Here is an 18,473-nt window from a genome sequence, read left to right as displayed (position 1 = left end):
TTTCTATATTATCCGCCTCAGATTATATTTCAGGGTATAAAGCAGGGGCGTTGACGTTAATGGAAATCATTGGTGGGAAAATTATTTAAGGAAGCACCGTCTAATTATCGATAAAGACGTTTCTATTATAGGAGCGTTAATTCTGAGTATACTCATTACCTGGACGATTCAAAGCAAGGATTCCCCGGAATGAGTTACCATTTTCAAACGATAAATCGTGTGAAGATGGAATTTAATGCATATATGAGAGAAATAAAAATTACCGAAGATTTGGGACGTAATTCAGGTGCAATGACACATATCGGAAAAGAAGGTATTCGAGCAGAGGAAATATTAAAAAAATTAAATGGATTATCTTTAAAAAGAGAACCTCAAGATAAGCTTTTAGGCAATTATAAGGTAGGAGACTTAGCAATTGCTACTATCCTCGAACGCTGAGGAGAAATAAGTTTTTCTAGAGGAACCTACTTAGAAGCGGGAGAACAGACTAACCATAAATGAGTAACTGATATTAGGGAATATTAGTGTATACGAGCAGTCGGCGAACACTTAGGATAAACGTCCCGGGATTATTCGTTTTATGGACTTCTCCATTGAGCATCTTTACAGATTGATTTTTTTCAACTGTATGTGGAACAAAAAGTAGGATAAAGAAAAAAAGGCTGTCCCCTATGCGGAGTATTTTCTGCAAAGGGGGCCTCTTTTTGTCGGCCCATGCATAAGTTCTTGAACGATCAATCATACTCTAACAGGCATAGGTCAAGGCTGAGGTTTGTTGTTCCTCGTATCCTGAAGGCGATTCAGTACAATTTGTACGGCGATCGCATCATCCAAATAGCCTAATGGAAAAACATAATCGGGGATGATATCTGTGGCAGAGACAAAGTAAAGCAAGCCGCTGCCGAGAATCGAGCGTTCCTCCGAAGTTATGTTATCGCTACTGTAGAGCTGATACATTCTTTTGAGCTCTTCAATGAATGGACCTGCGCCGTTAACGCTTTTTACTTTACCGGGAAAGTCATTGTGGATAATCCGCGCTCCTTCTTCGGTTAGGACATAGGGCTCGTATTTGCTTAGTTCCTTCTGAACCTGCTCGGCAGTAAACTGGTGGTCCATGAGATTGGAGGCTTGAAGGGTTTCTTTAATACTGTTGATGGAGGAGAAAATATCGTTTGATTGGTTATGATAAATTGGTGGAGCGGGGGCGCCATAACCAGCAGCTTGGAAGAGTGGAGCGGAGGGAACATCAAGATGAAGGGCAAAAGCCTCCAAATGTTCTGGCTTGGCTCTTTGCTTCCCGTTAACAATCCGCGATATTGTGGCTGTATCTATGCCGGTAGCGGCGCTTAGCTTACGCATAGACAAAGAGCGTTCTTTCAGCAAGGAGACCAGTGTCTCGCCCAGTGTAACGTTTCTTTTCTCATCGGACATTTGCAGTTCACCTCACTTTGTGTTGATGTTGTATCGAATGTTGAGGGAATCTCAACATTTTTAGAGATGATGAGCACCTTTTTGCAATATGCTCAATAGTATGGCTGTAAACAAACAACAAGGAGTGAGAGACCCATGGTTGCTTGGCTTTTAATTCTTGGCTTTGCCATATCATCCAGTCTGGATAATTTGGGTGTTGGAATATCTTATGGGATTCGGGGTATCCGTATTAACTATTTATCAAATTTAATCATTGCGGTTATCTGTTTCATCCTTAGCCTGACAGGGATCATATCCGGTCAGTGGCTAGCGAAGGTTCTTCCGGGCGTATTACCCGTCCTGATTGGAGCGTTATTACTGTTCATTGTTGGTGTCCGCATCATTCTGCTGGCAGTACCGCGTAAAGAACAAGAATCTAGCCAGGACGGTGAAGGAGCTAGGGAGGTTGCCTCAGATGGATCACTCAAAGGAATTCTGCAAAATCCTGAAACGGTGGATAAAGATAAATCAGGGTCTATAGGATACCTTGAGGCAGCGGTGCTGGGGATTGCACTTGCCGCTAATGCCGTAACGAATGGGATTGGTGCCGGCCTGATGGGACTGTCCCCGCTTGCGATTTCTCTGACTGCGGCAATTGGCAGTTATATCACGGTCTGGCTTGGCGTGATCCTGGGACAAAAAGTGTCGGCGATTCGCACCGGCTCTTTCACATTAGGTCAGTTCAGCACGGTCTTAAGCGGAATTATTATTATTTTGATTGCTTGTAAGTCTTTCTTTGGATAAGTGTAGAGTTGGAAAGAAGATATTTATAATAAAGATGGACACTTTTTTTGCAAGTCGAAATAAAAAGCGACCATGCTTAGTTGCATGATCGCTTTTATTTGTAACTTGCTGGAACTTTAACTTTATAATCCTTGGGTAAGTCCTAATATCTGGTCATTCATATCTACATTACTTAACCCCCCGTGATAACAAACTACCGATGCAATGTCGAGATCTAAGTATTTTTTCAATGAGATATGAGCTTCACTCATATTCGGTGTGGTTGGTGCATGAATTCCCGCGAGAATCCCGTTTTCACTATACATCGAATCCCCAGCAATGAGAATCTTACTTTGCTCTAAATAAAGGCTGATATGACCAGGTGTATGTCCAGGCGTATGAATGATCTGAATCCTTCCGCAAAACGGTAATTCCTGGCCGTCTATTAAGGTAACGTCCACTTTACCCTTCGGAGGATTCTCAAGATGACTATCTTTTAAAAGAGGGAGCTCACCCTGAATATACGGCTTATCCAGCTCATGTGCATATACTTTAATATTGTTGCCACACTCCTGCAAAATCTCAGGAAGACAACCTATATGATCCACATCCTGATGTGTCAAAATCACAGCTTTTAGTTTGTCGAACGATACGCCTACCTTTTCCATAGCCACGCGTAAATCTTCCATTTGTCCAGGGAATCCTGTGTCTATTAAAACAGCCATTTCTTGACCCCATAAAAGAATGGGGTGAATCATATTCCCATGAAAATCTAGCTGAAGCATTTCTACTCCCTTTGAGATTTCCATAATATCATCCCTCCGAAAATCATTTACACCCATGCGACTCGTTGATCGCACAAGTCATGAAAGGATCGCTTTACTTGTCGAACTCGCGAGTGCGAGTAATGTTAAAATGGAATTACGGGGCGAACCCAACCCTGTGGGGCTGTCTTTCTTTAGTGTCTATGGATACGGTGCGAATGGACGTGATTGGAATAACAAGCATCTGATATTGCGTAAGGTATTTAACGAACTTGTCGTCAATCTGATCCAATACCCCGTCGCATGCACATGTTCCATCGATGAAATGAATAGTTACTTCCTTGCCTTGCAAGCTTGCTAACATGAAATCACCTCGTATTTTTTCTTGTAGTTTCTTGGCCGGATCAGGGAATCATCAGTCCTATGCATACTCTACAAAGAAGTTATCACTTGATCGATGATGCCATACTCCAATGCCTCCTGAGCGGACATGTAAAAATCCCGGTCCATATCTTTTTCGACCTTTTCCAAAGGTTGGCCGGTCCGTTCAGCTGTAATACGGTTTGCCTTTTCACGAGTTAATAAAATTCGTTTTGCGCTGATTGCTATATCGCTGGCCTGCCCTTGTGCGCCGCCATGTGGCTGATGGATCATAATTTCACTATTCGGCAGTGCCGAACGTTTCCCTTTGGCGCCAGCCAACAAAAGAATTGCGCCGAACGAAGCAGCAAATCCCGTACATATCGTATGCACATCAGGTTTGATGTACTGCATCGTATCATAAATGGCAAATCCTGCGGAGGTAGAACCGCCTGGACTGTTGATATACATATAAATTTCTTTTTTCGAATCTTCTGCCGCCAGAAACAATAATTGAGCAATAATATTGTTAGCTAATTGATCGTCAATGGCTGCTCCTACAAACACAATACGATCCTTTAACAGTCTGGAATAGATATCGTACGATCTTTCACCTTGAGCAGTTTGCTCAACCACATAAGGAACATAAACACTCATTTGTGATACCCCCATTTTCTTGGTTCAGTTGATTTCTTCTTGTAAACGAACCGAGACCGTAAAAAGATACGGAGTTTTAATGGGAAACGATTTGCGTAGATGGTGTAACTTCTACAACCTCTTGTTCGTTTACAATGAAGGTAGCAAATGGCTTTGCTTTAGCAAAGGGCAGAATATGACTGTGGAGGAGAAGGCCTATGAACATAGATGATTCTATTCAAATGACTGACAATACAGTGAGCATCCACAACTTTGAGGAATTACAGGCGGTCCTGAAGCGCTACTGTCTGTCACTTACGAAATCAAATTGGGATGCGGAAGAACTGGCTCAGGACACTTGGGTAAAAGCATTAGGAAAGTTAAATAAATTCGAGCATACCAATCCCAAAGCGCTTTTGCTGCGGATTGCTAAAAATACCTGGATTGATGATATGCGAAGAAAAGCAGTCTTTACTCGGATATTGAACAAGGAAGTAGCGAAAGTAACTGCGCCGGAATATGGATCTTTTGAAATCGAATTCGCGTTACAGTCCTTAATAAAACATCTATCTCCGCTTCAGAGGACTGTTTTTTTGCTGCGAGATGTATTTGGATATTCAATTAATGAAACATCTGACATACTGGGTACAACAGAGGGAGCGGTAAAAGTTGCACTTCATCGGGCACGAAAATCGCTAGGAGACGTTCAGGAGGAATTTCTAAAAGGAGACTTATCCTTACCGGAAAGTGAAAAATCGAAAACTTTTCTAAGGGCGTTGACGGCTGCATATCAGATGGGAGATATTGCAACATTGGTTATGCTCTCTTATCAGGATGTGGTAGAGCCAGACGTGATGATTGGTATCGTCAATAATAAGCTGCTTTGGAGTCACACCTCAGAAAAACGAGTTGAATCCCATACAATAAGTATGATGGCGGCGTAGTTTGGTTTTTTTGACCCGGAAGGTAACTTACCATAGGCTGTTTTAAGCGAGGGTAAAGTAATGATAAAGCAAAAATTAGAAATAGAGGGTATTCCGGCAATTTTGTGGGGCGGTGAATCGGATAAGATATTTATAGCTATCCCGGGAGGACATTAGTATTTTCGCTTGCAGCATGGGTGCCTATTTTAGTCTGCTTGCTTATAATCGTTTCCCACTTAGACAATGCCTGTTTCTTTCTCCAGTGCTAGATATGGAGAGAATAATCAAAAATATGATGACATGGTTCAGTGTAAGTGAGGATAGATTAAAAGTTGAAAAAGAAATATCTACCCCCATTGGGCAAACACTTGATTGGGATTATTACTGCTATGTTAGATCACATCCAATTGATACATGGAATAAGCCAACTGCCATTCTTTATGGTTCTGAAGATGACTTGTGTGAATATGATGTCATAGCTAGGTTTGCAAGTCGATTTCATTGCCAGCTAAAAGTGATGGAACATCTACAACATTATTTTCACACCACAGAGCAATTGCATTTTTATAGGCAGTGGTTGAAAGAACATGTAACCGCACAATAAGCATAATGGGAAGTAAGGAGTTGATCTCCCTGCTTCCCATTTTAACTGGTGAAAAAACAGTGGAGGAGATGACTATTCGTGAGTTGCTTCAACCGACTTCTATTGATAACGACGCAAGAAGCCATCAACTAATTTGGCATTGGTCATCTGAATTACGGACTGATTTTCCAATTCCTCGGCCATATCATCATCCGTCATGGACACGAAAAAGGTAATATCTTCTTTGGATTGACCGAATTGAGTAAAAAGTATCTCATCGGTTGCTTTAACTACTTTGGCCATTATTTTTATCATTTCATCTTTATAGGCCAACACATTGTCAGTTGCATACAGAAAAATGCTCATCTGATTCATATACTCCGTTGTGAGTTTTATGTTTAATTATATTTTACATCATTAGCTCGACTCGGTTTTAGAAATTCTTACATTTGGTTTGAAAAGGTTGCTATTTATAATGTTATATTGTTTACTGAGGTGTTTGTTATGGATGGTAAAAAATTTGTTCTTTTGCTTTTACTTTTTTGCTTGTTGGGCATTGTAGGGCTAGTTGCTTTAATTTTCGGTTTTATGTGGTTAGCATTCTTGGATAGTGTATAAAATCAGCTACCTATCAACCCCAATGCTAATCGCTTGCTTATGGTCGATATTATTTGCTGGTCTGGTCCCAGGTGAATAGAAGTTATGCTATACTTGCGAGGTAAAAGGGGGTGCCTACTGATGGAGAATCTGTTAGGATTGTCTGTGACTTCTTACACTCATGCAAAGCCAATTATTAGAAAAGCGTTACTTTGTATGGGGCGAAATCTTTTTTAACGCTGAACAAGCTTTTTTAATATTACTGGCTTTGCACCTTATTTTAAACAATCAGAATAAGGGGCGAGTATAATTGAGATATACGAATGCTACAAAAGTTTTACCCCAAAAACTAATTACGGAAATCCAAAAATATGTTCAGGGAGAGACTCTGTATATCCCTAAGCCAAAAACGGAATATATGGATTGGGGCAGTTTGAGTGGGGGGAGAAGGCTGCTCGAACAGCGAAATGCCGCAATCAGAAATGCTTTTCAAAATAGCAGCAGTATCGAGCAATTAGCCAAGGAGTTTTTCCTCTCTACCGAAACCATTAAGAAAATTGTTTATTCACATAAAAAGTAGGATGGCGTGCTAGGACGTGACCGGATGATGGCGGTGTAACCAATCCGGTCACGTCTTTTTGTTTGGAAAAAGATTTGATTCCACCGCCAATAGATAAAGCCATCGTTGAACTAATTGATGGTTGTCGTTTCAACTTCGTGTTATCTCCTACACCCAAATTCCAAGAAATTCTGCTCGTTCTCCCCGATAATCCAACAGATCAATTCTATTAAACAGACGGTGCTTCATTTGTTCATTAACGTTTTTATGCCAAAAATGATTCTAAATCGTTGTTTTCATTTATAAAGTTTATTTTAATCTTTAAAATATGAATATAAACGACAGCAACAATGAATTTGGATTGGGACCATTTCTGAATAATGAAAGAATATATGTATGGATAAATGGTCTTTGAAACAAGAAAGTGAGGAAACGATTACTATGGGGGAGCAAAAAAGTAGAAGCAGACATCTGATTGATCCCGAAATTATCAGTGCAATTGATTTAATACCAACAACTGATCTTACCGAATCTACACTAATGGAATCACGTAAAAGTCAATCTCAAATGATGCAACAAATAGATGTGACGCAGATGTTCCCGGTTACATTAGAAAAAAGGGTTGTGCCAAGTTATTTTAGTGGTCCAGATATTCAAATAGAAATCATTAAGCCCAAACAATCACAGCATCATAAGATGCCTCTATATTATTCGATCCACGGAGGCGGGATGGTCTTAGGAAGTCCAGTCGTAGATCGTCCTGCTAATGCATCTCTTGCTGCACAACATAGTTTCTGTTGTGTATCTGTGTACTATCGCTTAGCCCCAGAGCATGTACAGCCAAGTCAGCTACAGGATTGTTATTCAGGTCTGAAATGGTGCATTGAACATGCGGAAGAGTTAGGGATAGATATTCAAAAGGTTGCTGTTGGAGGCAGCAGTGCTGGTGGCGGTTTGGCGGCTGGCTTAGCTTTATATATTCGTGATCAGAAAGAATTTGAAATCCATCATCTAAGATTAATGAGGCCCATGCTAGATGATCGAACAAGTATCGCACCAGAGCATCCATACGCAGGAGAGTTTATATGGACAAAACAAAGTAATTATTTTGGCTGGAAATCTGTATTAGGGAATGAACCAGGTCAGGAGGAGGTAAGTGAGTATTATGTGCCGCCCCGTGCTAAGTCATTGGTCGGGTTACCACCGACTTATATAAATATAGGTACCGTTGATTTATTCATTGATGAAGCCTTACTTTTTGCAAAACAACTGGTCTTTGATGGTGTCTTAGTGGAGTTACATGTGTATCCCGGATACCATCATATGTCTCCCGCGTTTCCGGATGCACATTTTTCAAAAGAAGGGGCCAGAACAAGTGAGCACGCCCTACTGAAAGCTCTAAAGATAGTGGATACAGATTCTAATAAGTAACATGCTAATAAGCTAGGATTGCAGTTAATAAAGCGCTGTTGGAGAATACCCACCAGTGCTTTTTCACGTCTACTTGTGACCTGAATAAACAACTAATGATACCTTTAAATCGCGAAGAAGTAAAAAGTAAATAATCCCAAAAAGAGGAAGTTTTACGATCTGTTTATAGAAAACTTCATCATCGACCATCCCCCGAATATGAGGCGAATCGAGCCATTTTTATATCGCTGTGCGGAGTTGGACAAGTTAGATAAGATCAGTCGAGTGGTGGGAGCCGTCATGGACAATCTACTGTATTCACCCAAGCTACTTGAAATTGCGGAAAACCTATTTGTACAGGGACGACATGAGGCTGCACTATTGCTCTATGCGGGGGTAGCCGAAGCGGAGAGATATCAGCATTCTGAACGTTTGGCATTCTGCCAATATCGTATGTTCACGATTCAAGTTTGAGACGATCAAAGCCAAAATCTCAAGGCAGCAACGCTATTTGAACCCTTCGTGAAGCGTCTGAATGAAATAAAACAGCTTGCGCGCTGAAGGATTTAGCTAACGTGTATATAACTAGACACGCAGTCAACATGCGAAGTTTTTGCATTTATTGTGCAGGCACATGCAGATTATTAGCAGCCCATAAAGTTAATAAGTAGCATACAAGGATAAATACTAATATAACGCCTGTCACAGTAAAGACAGTTTTTTTATTCATCTTTTGTTAAGGTTTAAGGCTAGTCGATGTCTGATGGGTACTGACCAGTAGTACCCCAAGCTTCGCCTTCAACTTTTTCTCCACCGGCTCGGAATTGAATTACGTAATCCCCTGACGGCATCCCGTTAGGGTATGAATTAAGACTAGTCCACGTTAATGTATCACCTTTGCCGACAGTTTTATATATATATTCTTTCCCGTTCCCCTGCAAGCTCCAAGTGAGATTTGATGTTCCTTCATTCCGAACTTTAATCTTTACATGTCCATAACCTTTTTTGACAGTTAACTCCATTGTCGGACTTGTCCCGCCAAGAACCTCATGTACCTCTTGACCAGTTGATTGGATAACTATTCCCCCATGTTTCTTTGGTAATTCAATCCCCAAAGTTGGTGTGGCAGAAGCAGCCAGTGGAGCTATTGCCGTTAGAGCCAATACACCTGTAAGAATGATTGCTGTGTTTTTAAACTTCATCAAAAACCGTCCTTTCGAATGGTATAATTTGTACTACAGACCAATCATAGCACATAAAAAGGGATAAAATGTACATTTTTATTAAAAAAATGGAAAAAATATTAATATTCGAAAATGCATATTTCATTTGAATATTGTATGACAAATATTTCAAAACTTATTGACAACTGTTAAATTATGAACAACAATAGAATGCAATAATATATAAGTTTTGGAATTTCTGTATGAAGGGTGGATATGACATGAAGCATACACCTACGATTCGAGCAGAATTAGATAGATACTTACAACAAAAAGGGTTGAGCTTAGCGCAATTCGGACAACTTGCAGGCATGAATAGGGGAATAATAAGTGCTATTGTGACAGGGAATAAGTCTATGTCTGTTAACCAGCTTGACCGAATCACTGAGGCTATGGGTCTGCCAGAAGGGGAGTTTTACGATCTATTTATAGAAAACTTCATCATCGACCATCCCCCCGAATATGAGGCGAATCGAGCCATTTTTATTTCGCTGTGCTGAGTTGGACAGGTTGGATGCGATCCGTCGAGTTGTTGGAGCCATCATGGACAATCTACTGTATTCGCCTAAGCTATTTGAAATTGCAGAAGGATTATTGTCACAGGGACGACATGAGGCTGCATTGTTGCTCTATGAGGGGGTAGCTGAAGCAGAGAGATATCAACACTCTGAACGTTTGGCAATCTGCCAATATCGTATATTCACAATCAAAATCGGTGATGATCAAAGCCAAAATGTTAGGGCAGCAGCTGTTTTTGAAGCTTTTGTCGAACGCCTAGATGAAATAGAACAGCTTGACGCATTGAAGGACTTAGCTAACGTGTACAGGTCTTTGCGTAAATGGGACAAGGTAGACGAAATGGCAAGGCAAATGAGAGCTAAAGCGGAAATCCAGTATAGTTTAAAACACCAAGAAAAACGTGAGTTACGAGATATTGAAAAGAGAACAAGAGGTCCGCTATTTGGATACATTGCTTATGCTGACCTGTTATGTGCTAGTGTTTGTGAAGCCCGGGGCGATTATCAGCAAGCTCTACAATATACATACGCCTATGCGGATTTAGAATGGGTTAAAGAGGACGACGAGGATACAAAACACTGGGTAAATTTGTTCAGTCAGTGGGCAGAAGGTAATGCTTACGTATATAAATTGTTGTCAGGAGAAACAAATCTACTGAATGAATATGTTGAATATATCGCTGTAACATCAGTTGCCAATGAGAATGAAAAGCTCTCAAAACTGTTGAATGTTATAATTGCAGCGAACCAATTTAGCATAGATGTAGACCATATACTCAAACGATTTGAAACCCTAACTGTGACTTTTTCACAACAACCATCATCAGATGATATGTATACCCGACAAGTGATACCGGATTATATCGCGTGGTTTGGTTACGAGTTAGGTTTTTATTATTTACATCGAGGGAAGTACAGTGATGGCTTTAAATATTTGATGAATGCAATGGTAAAGTCACATATAATAAATAATGAAACTTACTTTATAAACTGTATGGGGTTATTTGTTCGTTTTCAAGCCCATGCGGTTCCTGAAACTAAAGCTGAGTTTTTCAATCTTATTGAAAGGGTGTGGGAAAACAATGCTCAAAAAAATGGTGCTTCTAATCATTGCGGCTAGCTTTTTGTTGATTGTTACTGTGCCGGATCAAGCCTTTAACCACCACCATAGTATTCAGCCTAACGTTACCATTGGAGGATTTTAAAGCTAAAGCTCTGCCAACCTTAAAGTTGGTAGGGCTTTCTTTAGTGCAGGAATTACCACACATACGGGCAGAATAACTATCTGAGGTGATTAGCATGAACTATACAAATAAAGTGTTAAAGTCGGATATCGAACTATTTGCTGCTGCATTAATCAAGCAAGAGTGTACGTTGTTCAGCCATTGAGAGAGGATATGGTGTCGGTTGTAGACTGTGGTGGCAGTATAGAAAGTTTTCGCCTGATTCGGTCAAGAGTGCCGGAGCAAGTTACTTACGGAACCAATTTGAATTTAGAGTTGATGTGAAAAGGGACTCTTCTGGCATATGGCTGGTAAGGTTCTTTTAATTGTATTTAAAATTTTATAACTAACATTTTGAAGTAATACTCTATATAATGATTTTAGTATGGTTCTTTCTTACAATTTATTCCCTTACGCATTTATTCCGCTTACTTCGACATGTGATTAATCATATATTAATAGACGTAAGGTGTTGTGCCACCAGTATTTAATGGTACTGATCCAAGCCTTAATGGAGATGTAACGACACAAGGTAAAGTCGCTTGGACAATTAAAGGAATAAAGGCGGCACTTAAATTACATGCAAGCAAAATTGATAATGTTGTTCCTGCTAGAGCTATCGGATCTATATTCCTTTAATAACTGTATTTAAGACCGATAGTTATAATTTTAATTATCATCATAACCCCACCGATAGGCTATTTGAATGTTTTTTTCAATAGGAAAAAATTAGAATCATCTGAACGCTTAGGCTATTTGGCAATAGCCACAGTATTCGCTGCCCTATGGTTAACAAAATTTTTACCGAATCCATGGCGAATTCCCGCTATAATAGTTGTTGCACTTATTGGCATGTTCATGTTCAGAAAAAGTAAGTGAATACTCTAAATAACTTAAAAAGCTCTGCTAACCTAAATTGGTCTGCAGAGCTTTTTAATGTTATTACTTCATGGAACCTTTTCGGCGGTATTCTCTATATATCTCCGTTAGTCCCAAGACTTCTTCCATCGTCAGGTTATTACGAAGATGATTCAGCGCTTCGGCGATGTACAACGCTACCACTAATTGCTTTTGTTCTTCGGTTCGTGGCCGTTCCTCTTGTAATTTACCCTGTACATTCCTACGATGTATTTCCATAAATTTTTCTAACTCCATGAAATCTTACACCCCTTATTTAACAATTTACCGATCAGCTTAAACTCATCAAGCATTGTCCGATTGTACATCTTATTGTAAGCCGCCTTTCTTGGGGTACGCCACCTGGGGGAGTAAGGGATGATCTACCGGCTAAACAGGCAGTTCAGGGGGGCTGGGTTTAAGCCGAATATGGTTACTATTTTAATAAATAAAGGAGGTAGAGATTGTAGAGATAGCTCCTTATATCCGTGATTATGAACTTGTGAATACCAGACAAACCGTTATATGTATGAGCATTTTTCCTGTCAGGTACCTATCATCTGTATCGACGATCTTAGGACTTTGCTGAATAGAATGGAATAAAGCAAATTTAACCCCCTTGAGGGGCAGCATATGGTAATTTTCGATAAATGACCCTATGTGTGCCGACTTCAAGGGGATCATTTTATGTAAAGAGGTAGGTATAGTGTGTTGAAACTAACATTTTCTTAATATCTATATTGCATTTTTCTTAATAATTTTTAGGTATATTATATCAAAGAACCGGTTCCGTTCAGCCTTTCGGTATTCAAAAATAAGTACATATACCTATTCAGCTAGCGTGTTTATATCTTTTTATATCGAAGCATTTAAGCAAGGAATTGTGAAATAACGAGAAAGAAAAACTGTCGGGAGACTGTCATCCTCGACAAGACGAAGCGGTTCACCATAGGTAACGAAATTCAGGCGATGAAATGGAGATGTTTAGTAATGAAAAAGTTTTCAGGGGAAAAATGGAAGGCGACGAGGGTGCTCAGTGAAAATTTTAAAGCAAAACTAATGGTGGCCTTTGTTGCATTTCTGATCATACCATCTATGATCGTGGGGGCTTTGTCGTTTGAGAGCGCTAGTCAGCAGATTCGAAACCAGATCGAAGAAAGTGCTGAACAGGCTATCATTCGTACTAATTTTATTATTGATAGTACGATTGAACCCAAGCTGCATGATGCAGAATATTTTGCAGAAAGACTAAAAGGCAATCGGGTAGAGACGGAGGAACAAGCGACTAAACTGGAAGAGTTGTTTAAGCAATATGCTGCACTTCACCCAGAAGCAGAATCCATCTATTATGGTACGAAAGAAGCTAAAATTACAACCTATCCACCAAAGCAATTACCAGATAATTATGATCCACGTATCAGACCTTGGTATGATGAAGCGATAAAGGGAAATACAAAGACAGTGATTAGTTCACCTTATCTTTCGGCAGACTCAAAGCAGATGACGGTTACGGTATCTAGAGCTACACCAGATGGATCGGGTGTTATTGGGATTGACCTGAAAATTAGTGGTATTAAAGATACATTGAATAATATTAAAGTAGGCCATGAGGGTTATGCCATATTGCTAGATAGGAACCATACTTACATTGTTCATCCAACAAAGGCAGCAGGCACCAAGATTACAGATATTGAATCACGCATGTTTCAGAGCGACACTGGTGAATACGAATATGAGTATGAAGGTCAGCCCAAGTATATGAACTATGCGACCAATAAGCTGACAGGCTGGAAGATAGGCGGAACGCTTTATTTATCTGAAGTGGATGAGGCAGCATGGCCGATTTTGGTCAGCACTTTGCTTACTATTGTTGGTTGTCTTGTGGGTGGTGTTATCATTGTATATTTCTTGATCCGTTCCATCATCAAACCGATTTTAAAGCTTAAAGAACAGGCGGAAAATGTGAGTGCTGGGGATCTGACACAGGACATTCAAGTCATGAGCAAGGACGAGATTGGAGAATTAGGAGCAGCTTTTCAGAAAATGCAGAACAACTTGCGATCTGTTATTCAGAACGTAGGGAACAGTGCAGATCACGTTGCTCTCTCTTCAAATGAGCTGACGATAAGCGCGGAACAAACCAGTGCTGCAAGTGAGCAGGTGTCTCAGGCTGTGCAAGAAATTGCTAGCGGAGCGGAGAAGCAAACGACAGGGCTGGAAAATAATTCAATGGCACTGGATGAAATAGCACAAGGAGTCACCCGAATCGCTGAACGCTCGACTTCAGTAGCCGATCTGGCCAGACGATCTGCCTTGCAAGCAGAGGAAGGACGAAAATCTGTGGAGCAGACAGGCGAGCAGATGGATTCCATTCACCAGTCAGTAGAGCGTTCCAACGGGATGATTCAAACCTTGCAAGCCCGCTCTCATGAAATTGGAGAAATAACGAAGGTCATTAGCGATATCTCCAATCAGACGAACCTTCTGGCCTTGAATGCAGCTATTGAGGCAGCCAGAGCGGGTGATCACGGTAAAGGCTTTGCCGTCGTTGCGGATGAAGTGCGCAAGCTGGCAGAACAGTCTCAGACATCTGCCACCCAGATTGCCAACTTGATTGGTGAAATTCAGCTTGAAACCGAAACTACGGTGGAGACGATGGACAGGGTTACGACTGAGGTGAAGGACGGGCTGCAGATTTCCAAAGCGACCATTGTGAAGCTGAACCATGCGATGGAAGGCATTCGGGAGACCACGCCTCAGATCGAAGAGGTTGCCTCGATTGCCCAGCAAATATCCGCCAGTGTACAAGAGATTGCAGCGACAGCAAGTGAGCTGGCGACGATTGCAACCGGTAATGCCGCCACATCTGAAGAAGTGGCCGCCTCCTCACAAGAGCAACTGGCTTCCATGGAGGAAATATCGGCTTCTGCTCAGTTGCTTTCCAATATGGCTGCTGATTTGAAGGTAATGGTCAGTCGCTTCAAATATTAAAAACGAGCTTGAACCCTATCGAATCTATAGTACAATGAATGCTCGGGACAGTTCTTTAAGCCTTATGGCATAAGGAATCTGTCCTGAGTTTTTTTTATATTTCCGATACAGCTTCTTGCGACGTATCCGGAGATTACAAGGAGGACGAATACTTGGTTCGAGATTTATTGTTATATACGATTGTAATATTATTGTTAGTTTTGATTTTTCAGCGTCAGCTCATTCGTCAGGCAATCATGACTGTCTTTTATGGGCTAGCAGGAATTCTGTTCTTATATTATGACATAAATGATACAACACTGCTGACCTGCATGCTGGAAATTGGGAGTAGTCTATTGTTCATGATTCTGCTTGGACAGGCTCTAACCCCAACCAAGTGTACATATAGGCAGTGTGTGCTGGACAAAAATCATGATTTGCTAACTTTACTTCGAGTTCAACCTGGCTTTACCTTCAGGCTGGAGCAAAGAGATGATGAATTTTATTATATGCTGCTTGATGGTGAATTGCTGGAGCGCATGGGTCTAAATCTGCAAGTCAATCTCAATAAATGGGAATGGGAGCATGTGAAGCGGATCGGAGATATTTTGGAGCTTTCCTCTGAAACATTGGAGCAGTTGACCGAATATTACAAACAGGCTTGGTTCGGTGATCGGATTGTATTTGAATTGGAGTTTTGGGAATATTCAGCTTTGATTACCCTACATCCTGTCAGGGAGGACGAGTTCACCAGATATGTCATTGGTCATGTATTGGATATTACGGAGTATAAAGCTTCTAAGCAGAAAAGAAAGGAAATAAGCGAGTCTAACCATGCGAAAAGCGTTTTTTTAGCCTATATGAGCCACGAAATTCGAACGCCGCTGAATGGCATCATTGGCCTCTCAAAGCTGTTGAGTAAGACTCAACTAACTGACGTTCAAAAAGATTACCTCCACAAGCTGCTTGCCTCCTCGCGCACTCTTTTATCCATGCTCAATAATGTGTTGGATTTCTCCAAGATGGAGGCCTGTAAGCTGGAACTGGAAAGGGTTGAATTTGAGCTGGAAGACATGCTTCGGCATCTCGCAGATACTGTTGGGACTTTGCTGGAACATAAAGAAATAGAGGTAGTTTTCATAACAGACCCGGAATTGCCGAAAAGTTTCAAGGGAGACCCGCTTCGAATGGAGCAAGTACTTTTAAATCTTCTGACCAACGCCATTAAGTTTACGGAACAAGGACATGTATTGTTACAGGTAAAAATGGTAGGCCAGCAGGACGGACGGGTGAGTGTTTCTTTTATGGTGGAAGATACGGGCATAGGCATTTCCAAAACGGGGATGGACAAGCTATTCGTCCCTTTTTCCCAAGTGAGTACCTCAACCCACCGATATGGGGGTTCTGGACTAGGTTTAGCTATTAGCAAGCAATTGGCTGAAGCGATGGGTGGTACCATAGAAGTGAAAAGCGGTTTAGGAGAGTACAGTCAATTTTACTTTAATGTAGAGCTGGAAAAAGGAGAATTGAATACGAAAAGCACTCAGCTAGAAAAATCGGTCTACGACAAAGCCTTAATTATTTCACAGCATGAACTGGTAAGCCGCAGCCTGAACGAACTACTGCAAGATTTGGGACTACAAACACTCATCGTTTCATCCTTTCAGGAATATGCAGATGCTTCTCAAAAGGGTGAACATTTTGATCTTGTTATGATTGATATGGAGATAGCAGGCTTTAGAGAACTTGAATCATGGAGGCATTGGTTTCATATGCTGGATAAGCAAATGACTCAGGTGATTGGACTTACAACAGTATTCCAATTGGAATCTGTAGCTGCTGATGCCGCAGATCATGGGGTGGATGCTTTTTTGTATAAGCCTGTAACTCGGAGCGCTCTTCTGGAGGTTCTTTGCTTGAGGTCTAAGCAGGAAAAGTCAGTGTCTGTGGATAATCACAGTCTGGAAGCTGCTGCAACAATGAATTCCCAATATGAAGGAGGGAACTCAACACAAAAGTATCAAATCCTCATAGCAGAGGATAACGAGATTAACCAGGTCGTCATAACCGAGTTTTTGGCAGAGCGCGGTTTCGAGGTAACGATCGTTACAAATGGAAGAGAAGTCATCGAGTTACTGGAACGGTGTTCCTGGGATGTGGTGTTGCTTGATCTACATATGCCGGAAATGGATGGTTTTGAGACGGCTAGACATATTCGAAAGAACAGAGCCTTCGATCGGCTCCCGATTATCGCTTTTACCGCAGATGCTATGCAGCCTGAACAGGAAGTTTGTCTACGTGCGGGCATTAATGATGTGTTGCTCAAACCTGTACATGAATTGACCGCAACAAGAATGTTAAATAGCTGGATCCATTTAGCGTGGTTGCAAGAATTATATGGCATTCATGCGGAGAAGGCGATAGCGGGAATGGATGGCAAGGTGTATATTTTTCAATTTGCCCTATATAAATGGATACAAGAATACCAGTATCTTGACAAGAGAATTGTGAAGAAAATGGACAATGGGCAGTTGTCTTCGGCTCTTCGATTAATTCACTCGCTGAAGGGAGGGACGGGGAACCTGTGTGCGACTGAACTGCTGGCCAAGGTGATCGAGCTGGAGAAAGCATTGAAGCGCAGCAATGAAACCTCAGCGGGAGAACTGTATCCAGACTGGCGAGAGCAACTGAGTGCGGTTCAAAAGGAGATTAATCATATTAAATCATCCATTCCCTGGATATAACTTCGTTATTGCATAAATTTGTAGCCGATCCCCCAGATGGTCTTAATCAATTGTGGTTTCTTGGGGTCTTTTTCGATCTTTCTGCGTAAATGGTTAATATGTACGTCTACTGCCCTCTCATTAATAAAGGAGTCTGTGCCACGGAGAGCCTGAATTAAGGCATATCTACTAAATACAATTCCCCGGTTCGAATAAAAAAGCTTCATTAGCTCAAATTCCGAATAGGTCATTTCTATCATTTGGCCATTCACGGTAACCATTCTTCTCGCCAGATCCAAAGTAACGCCATTTTCGGGTTCAGCCTCGGGTGAAATGCTTTTTCCTTGCAAGCGTGTGATTTTTATCCGACGGAAAAGAGCCTCGATCCGCGCTTTGAGCTCCTGCAAACTAAAAGGTTTGCAAATATAATCATCTGCTCCCAACGTAAGTGTACGAATGCGCTCTGAAATGTTGTTTTCTGTGGAAATCACAATGATTGGCACGTCCGTATGCTTGCGTATCAGCGGGCAGGGATTTACGCCATCCAAATCGGGAAGCAGCAGGTCTAGCAAAATAATATCAGGCTGCACCCTATCGAGTCGGGCAATCCCCTCAGTCGCTTGTTCCACTCGTGTAACGTCGTAGCCTTCCCCTGTTAAATATAAAGAGAGAGTGTCACCTAGCATATTATCATCTTCAATAATTAAAACATTAGACATGATGTGTTTCCTTATCTATTTTTAAATTTTGCAAGTTCTTTTGATAGAGTAAACTCCTTTGGTCAGTCTGTCAAAAGCTCAGCTATAAGATGGAAATCCAGTAGCCAGACAGTCTCGATATATATCTATTTGATATGAAAATGTGCTTTTTTTGAGATTTATTGCTATATTACAT

At 41.0% G+C, this 18,473-nt stretch carries 16 protein-coding genes and 3 pseudogenes; 10 read left to right on the top strand and 9 right to left on the bottom strand.

The window, feature by feature from the left end; all coding sequences use genetic code 11:
• Nucleotides 1-243: 243 nt before the first annotated feature.
• Entirely contained in the window at nucleotides 244-438 is a 195-nt protein-coding gene (locus ACQQ6X_RS01555; protein ID WP_430493521.1) for a hypothetical protein, read from the top strand.
• A gap of 321 nt (nucleotides 439-759) precedes the next feature.
• Here ACQQ6X_RS01555 and ACQQ6X_RS01550 read toward each other — a convergent pair whose 3' ends face one another.
• A complete protein-coding gene (locus ACQQ6X_RS01550) occupies nucleotides 760-1,431 on the bottom strand; it encodes a DUF1232 domain-containing protein (protein WP_305167770.1) in 672 nt (223 codons plus the stop codon).
• 135 nt (nucleotides 1,432-1,566) lie between these two features.
• Here ACQQ6X_RS01550 and ytaF point away from each other — a divergent pair, with 135 nt between their 5' ends.
• Complete coding sequence (ytaF, locus tag ACQQ6X_RS01545) at nucleotides 1,567-2,214, top strand: sporulation membrane protein YtaF (protein ID WP_305167769.1); 648 nt, start codon at nucleotides 1,567-1,569, stop codon at nucleotides 2,212-2,214.
• A gap of 122 nt (nucleotides 2,215-2,336) precedes the next feature.
• Here the strand turns inward: ytaF and ACQQ6X_RS01540 are convergent, their stop codons facing one another.
• From ACQQ6X_RS01540 to clpP, 3 genes are all read right to left on the bottom strand, one after another.
• The gene (locus ACQQ6X_RS01540) at nucleotides 2,337-3,002 is read right to left on the bottom strand and encodes an MBL fold metallo-hydrolase (RefSeq protein WP_305167768.1); all 666 of its coding nucleotides are present in this window, start codon (nucleotides 3,000-3,002) and stop codon (nucleotides 2,337-2,339) included.
• A gap of 112 nt (nucleotides 3,003-3,114) precedes the next feature.
• Nucleotides 3,115-3,321 carry a hypothetical protein gene (locus ACQQ6X_RS01535; RefSeq protein ID WP_142614637.1) on the bottom strand — a complete coding sequence of 69 codons (207 nt, stop codon included), beginning with the start codon at nucleotides 3,319-3,321 and terminating at the stop codon, nucleotides 3,115-3,117.
• Between the two features lie 68 nt (nucleotides 3,322-3,389).
• Nucleotides 3,390-3,974 (bottom strand): ATP-dependent Clp endopeptidase proteolytic subunit ClpP, encoded by a 585-nt coding sequence (gene clpP / locus ACQQ6X_RS01530; RefSeq protein ID WP_305167767.1) that lies wholly within the window; start codon nucleotides 3,972-3,974, stop codon nucleotides 3,390-3,392.
• 197 nt (nucleotides 3,975-4,171) lie between these two features.
• Between clpP and ACQQ6X_RS01525 the strand changes: the two genes are divergently transcribed.
• Both ACQQ6X_RS01525 and ACQQ6X_RS01520 read left to right on the top strand, forming a co-directional pair.
• A complete protein-coding gene (locus tag ACQQ6X_RS01525; protein WP_305167766.1) occupies nucleotides 4,172-4,897 on the top strand; it encodes an RNA polymerase sigma factor in 726 nt (241 codons plus the stop codon).
• Nucleotides 4,898-4,957: 60 nt separating this feature from the next.
• A pseudogene (locus ACQQ6X_RS01520) lies at nucleotides 4,958-5,480 on the top strand (hypothetical protein).
• A gap of 99 nt (nucleotides 5,481-5,579) precedes the next feature.
• Here the strand turns inward: ACQQ6X_RS01520 and ACQQ6X_RS01515 are convergent.
• Complete coding sequence (locus ACQQ6X_RS01515) at nucleotides 5,580-5,825, bottom strand: DUF4303 domain-containing protein (protein WP_305167765.1); 246 nt, start codon at nucleotides 5,823-5,825, stop codon at nucleotides 5,580-5,582.
• Between the two features lie 541 nt (nucleotides 5,826-6,366).
• Between ACQQ6X_RS01515 and ACQQ6X_RS01510 the strand changes: the two genes are divergently transcribed.
• The gene (locus tag ACQQ6X_RS01510) at nucleotides 6,367-6,636 is read left to right on the top strand and encodes a CD3324 family protein (RefSeq protein WP_025717351.1); all 270 of its coding nucleotides are present in this window, start codon (nucleotides 6,367-6,369) and stop codon (nucleotides 6,634-6,636) included.
• On the opposite strand, the gene ACQQ6X_RS01505 is transcribed toward ACQQ6X_RS01510, so the two are convergent.
• Complete coding sequence (locus ACQQ6X_RS01505) at nucleotides 6,605-6,769, bottom strand: hypothetical protein (protein ID WP_305167829.1); 165 nt, start codon at nucleotides 6,767-6,769, stop codon at nucleotides 6,605-6,607. The two genes, ACQQ6X_RS01510 and ACQQ6X_RS01505, sit on opposite strands and share 32 nt — an antisense overlap.
• Before the next feature lie 287 nt (nucleotides 6,770-7,056).
• Here ACQQ6X_RS01505 and ACQQ6X_RS01500 point away from each other — a divergent pair, with 287 nt between their 5' ends.
• Together ACQQ6X_RS01500 and ACQQ6X_RS01495 are read left to right on the top strand one after the other, a co-directional pair.
• Nucleotides 7,057-8,046, top strand: coding sequence for an alpha/beta hydrolase fold domain-containing protein (locus tag ACQQ6X_RS01500; protein WP_305167825.1), 990 nt, complete (start codon nucleotides 7,057-7,059; stop codon nucleotides 8,044-8,046).
• Nucleotides 8,047-8,196: 150 nt separating this feature from the next.
• Nucleotides 8,197-8,606, top strand: a pseudogene (locus tag ACQQ6X_RS01495) (transcriptional regulator); the annotation flags it as partial.
• A 168-nt stretch (nucleotides 8,607-8,774) separates the two neighbouring features.
• Here ACQQ6X_RS01495 and ACQQ6X_RS01490 read toward each other — a convergent pair.
• Nucleotides 8,775-9,227 (bottom strand): hypothetical protein, encoded by a 453-nt coding sequence (locus ACQQ6X_RS01490; RefSeq protein WP_305167764.1) that lies wholly within the window; start codon nucleotides 9,225-9,227, stop codon nucleotides 8,775-8,777.
• 242 nt (nucleotides 9,228-9,469) lie between these two features.
• Between ACQQ6X_RS01490 and ACQQ6X_RS01485 the strand changes: the two are divergent.
• Nucleotides 9,470-10,886: pseudogene (locus ACQQ6X_RS01485) on the top strand (transcriptional regulator).
• Nucleotides 10,887-11,931: 1,045 nt separating this feature from the next.
• On the opposite strand, the gene ACQQ6X_RS01480 reads toward ACQQ6X_RS01485, so the two are convergent.
• Nucleotides 11,932-12,144: a hypothetical protein gene (locus ACQQ6X_RS01480; protein ID WP_305167763.1), complete on the bottom strand. Its 213-nt coding sequence runs from the start codon at nucleotides 12,142-12,144 to the stop codon at nucleotides 11,932-11,934.
• Between the two features lie 732 nt (nucleotides 12,145-12,876).
• Between ACQQ6X_RS01480 and ACQQ6X_RS01475 the strand changes: the two genes are divergently transcribed.
• Nucleotides 12,877-14,877, top strand: coding sequence for a methyl-accepting chemotaxis protein (locus tag ACQQ6X_RS01475; RefSeq protein WP_305167762.1), 2,001 nt, complete (start codon nucleotides 12,877-12,879; stop codon nucleotides 14,875-14,877).
• 152 nt (nucleotides 14,878-15,029) lie between these two features.
• On the top strand, nucleotides 15,030-17,600 hold the full coding sequence (locus tag ACQQ6X_RS01470; protein WP_305167761.1) for a hybrid sensor histidine kinase/response regulator: 2,571 nt from the start codon (nucleotides 15,030-15,032) through the stop codon (nucleotides 17,598-17,600).
• 5 nt (nucleotides 17,601-17,605) lie between these two features.
• Here the strand turns inward: ACQQ6X_RS01470 and ACQQ6X_RS01465 are convergent, their stop codons facing one another.
• Nucleotides 17,606-18,298 (bottom strand): response regulator transcription factor, encoded by a 693-nt coding sequence (locus tag ACQQ6X_RS01465; protein WP_305167760.1) that lies wholly within the window; start codon nucleotides 18,296-18,298, stop codon nucleotides 17,606-17,608.
• Nucleotides 18,299-18,473: the final 175 nt, after the last annotated feature.

It is taken from the genome of Paenibacillus ottowii (assembly GCF_050516475.1).
Lineage (GTDB): Bacteria > Bacillota > Bacilli > Paenibacillales > Paenibacillaceae > Paenibacillus > Paenibacillus ottowii.
Note: the sequence above shows the minus strand (reverse complement) of the source record. Positions and strands in the feature narration are given on the sequence as shown.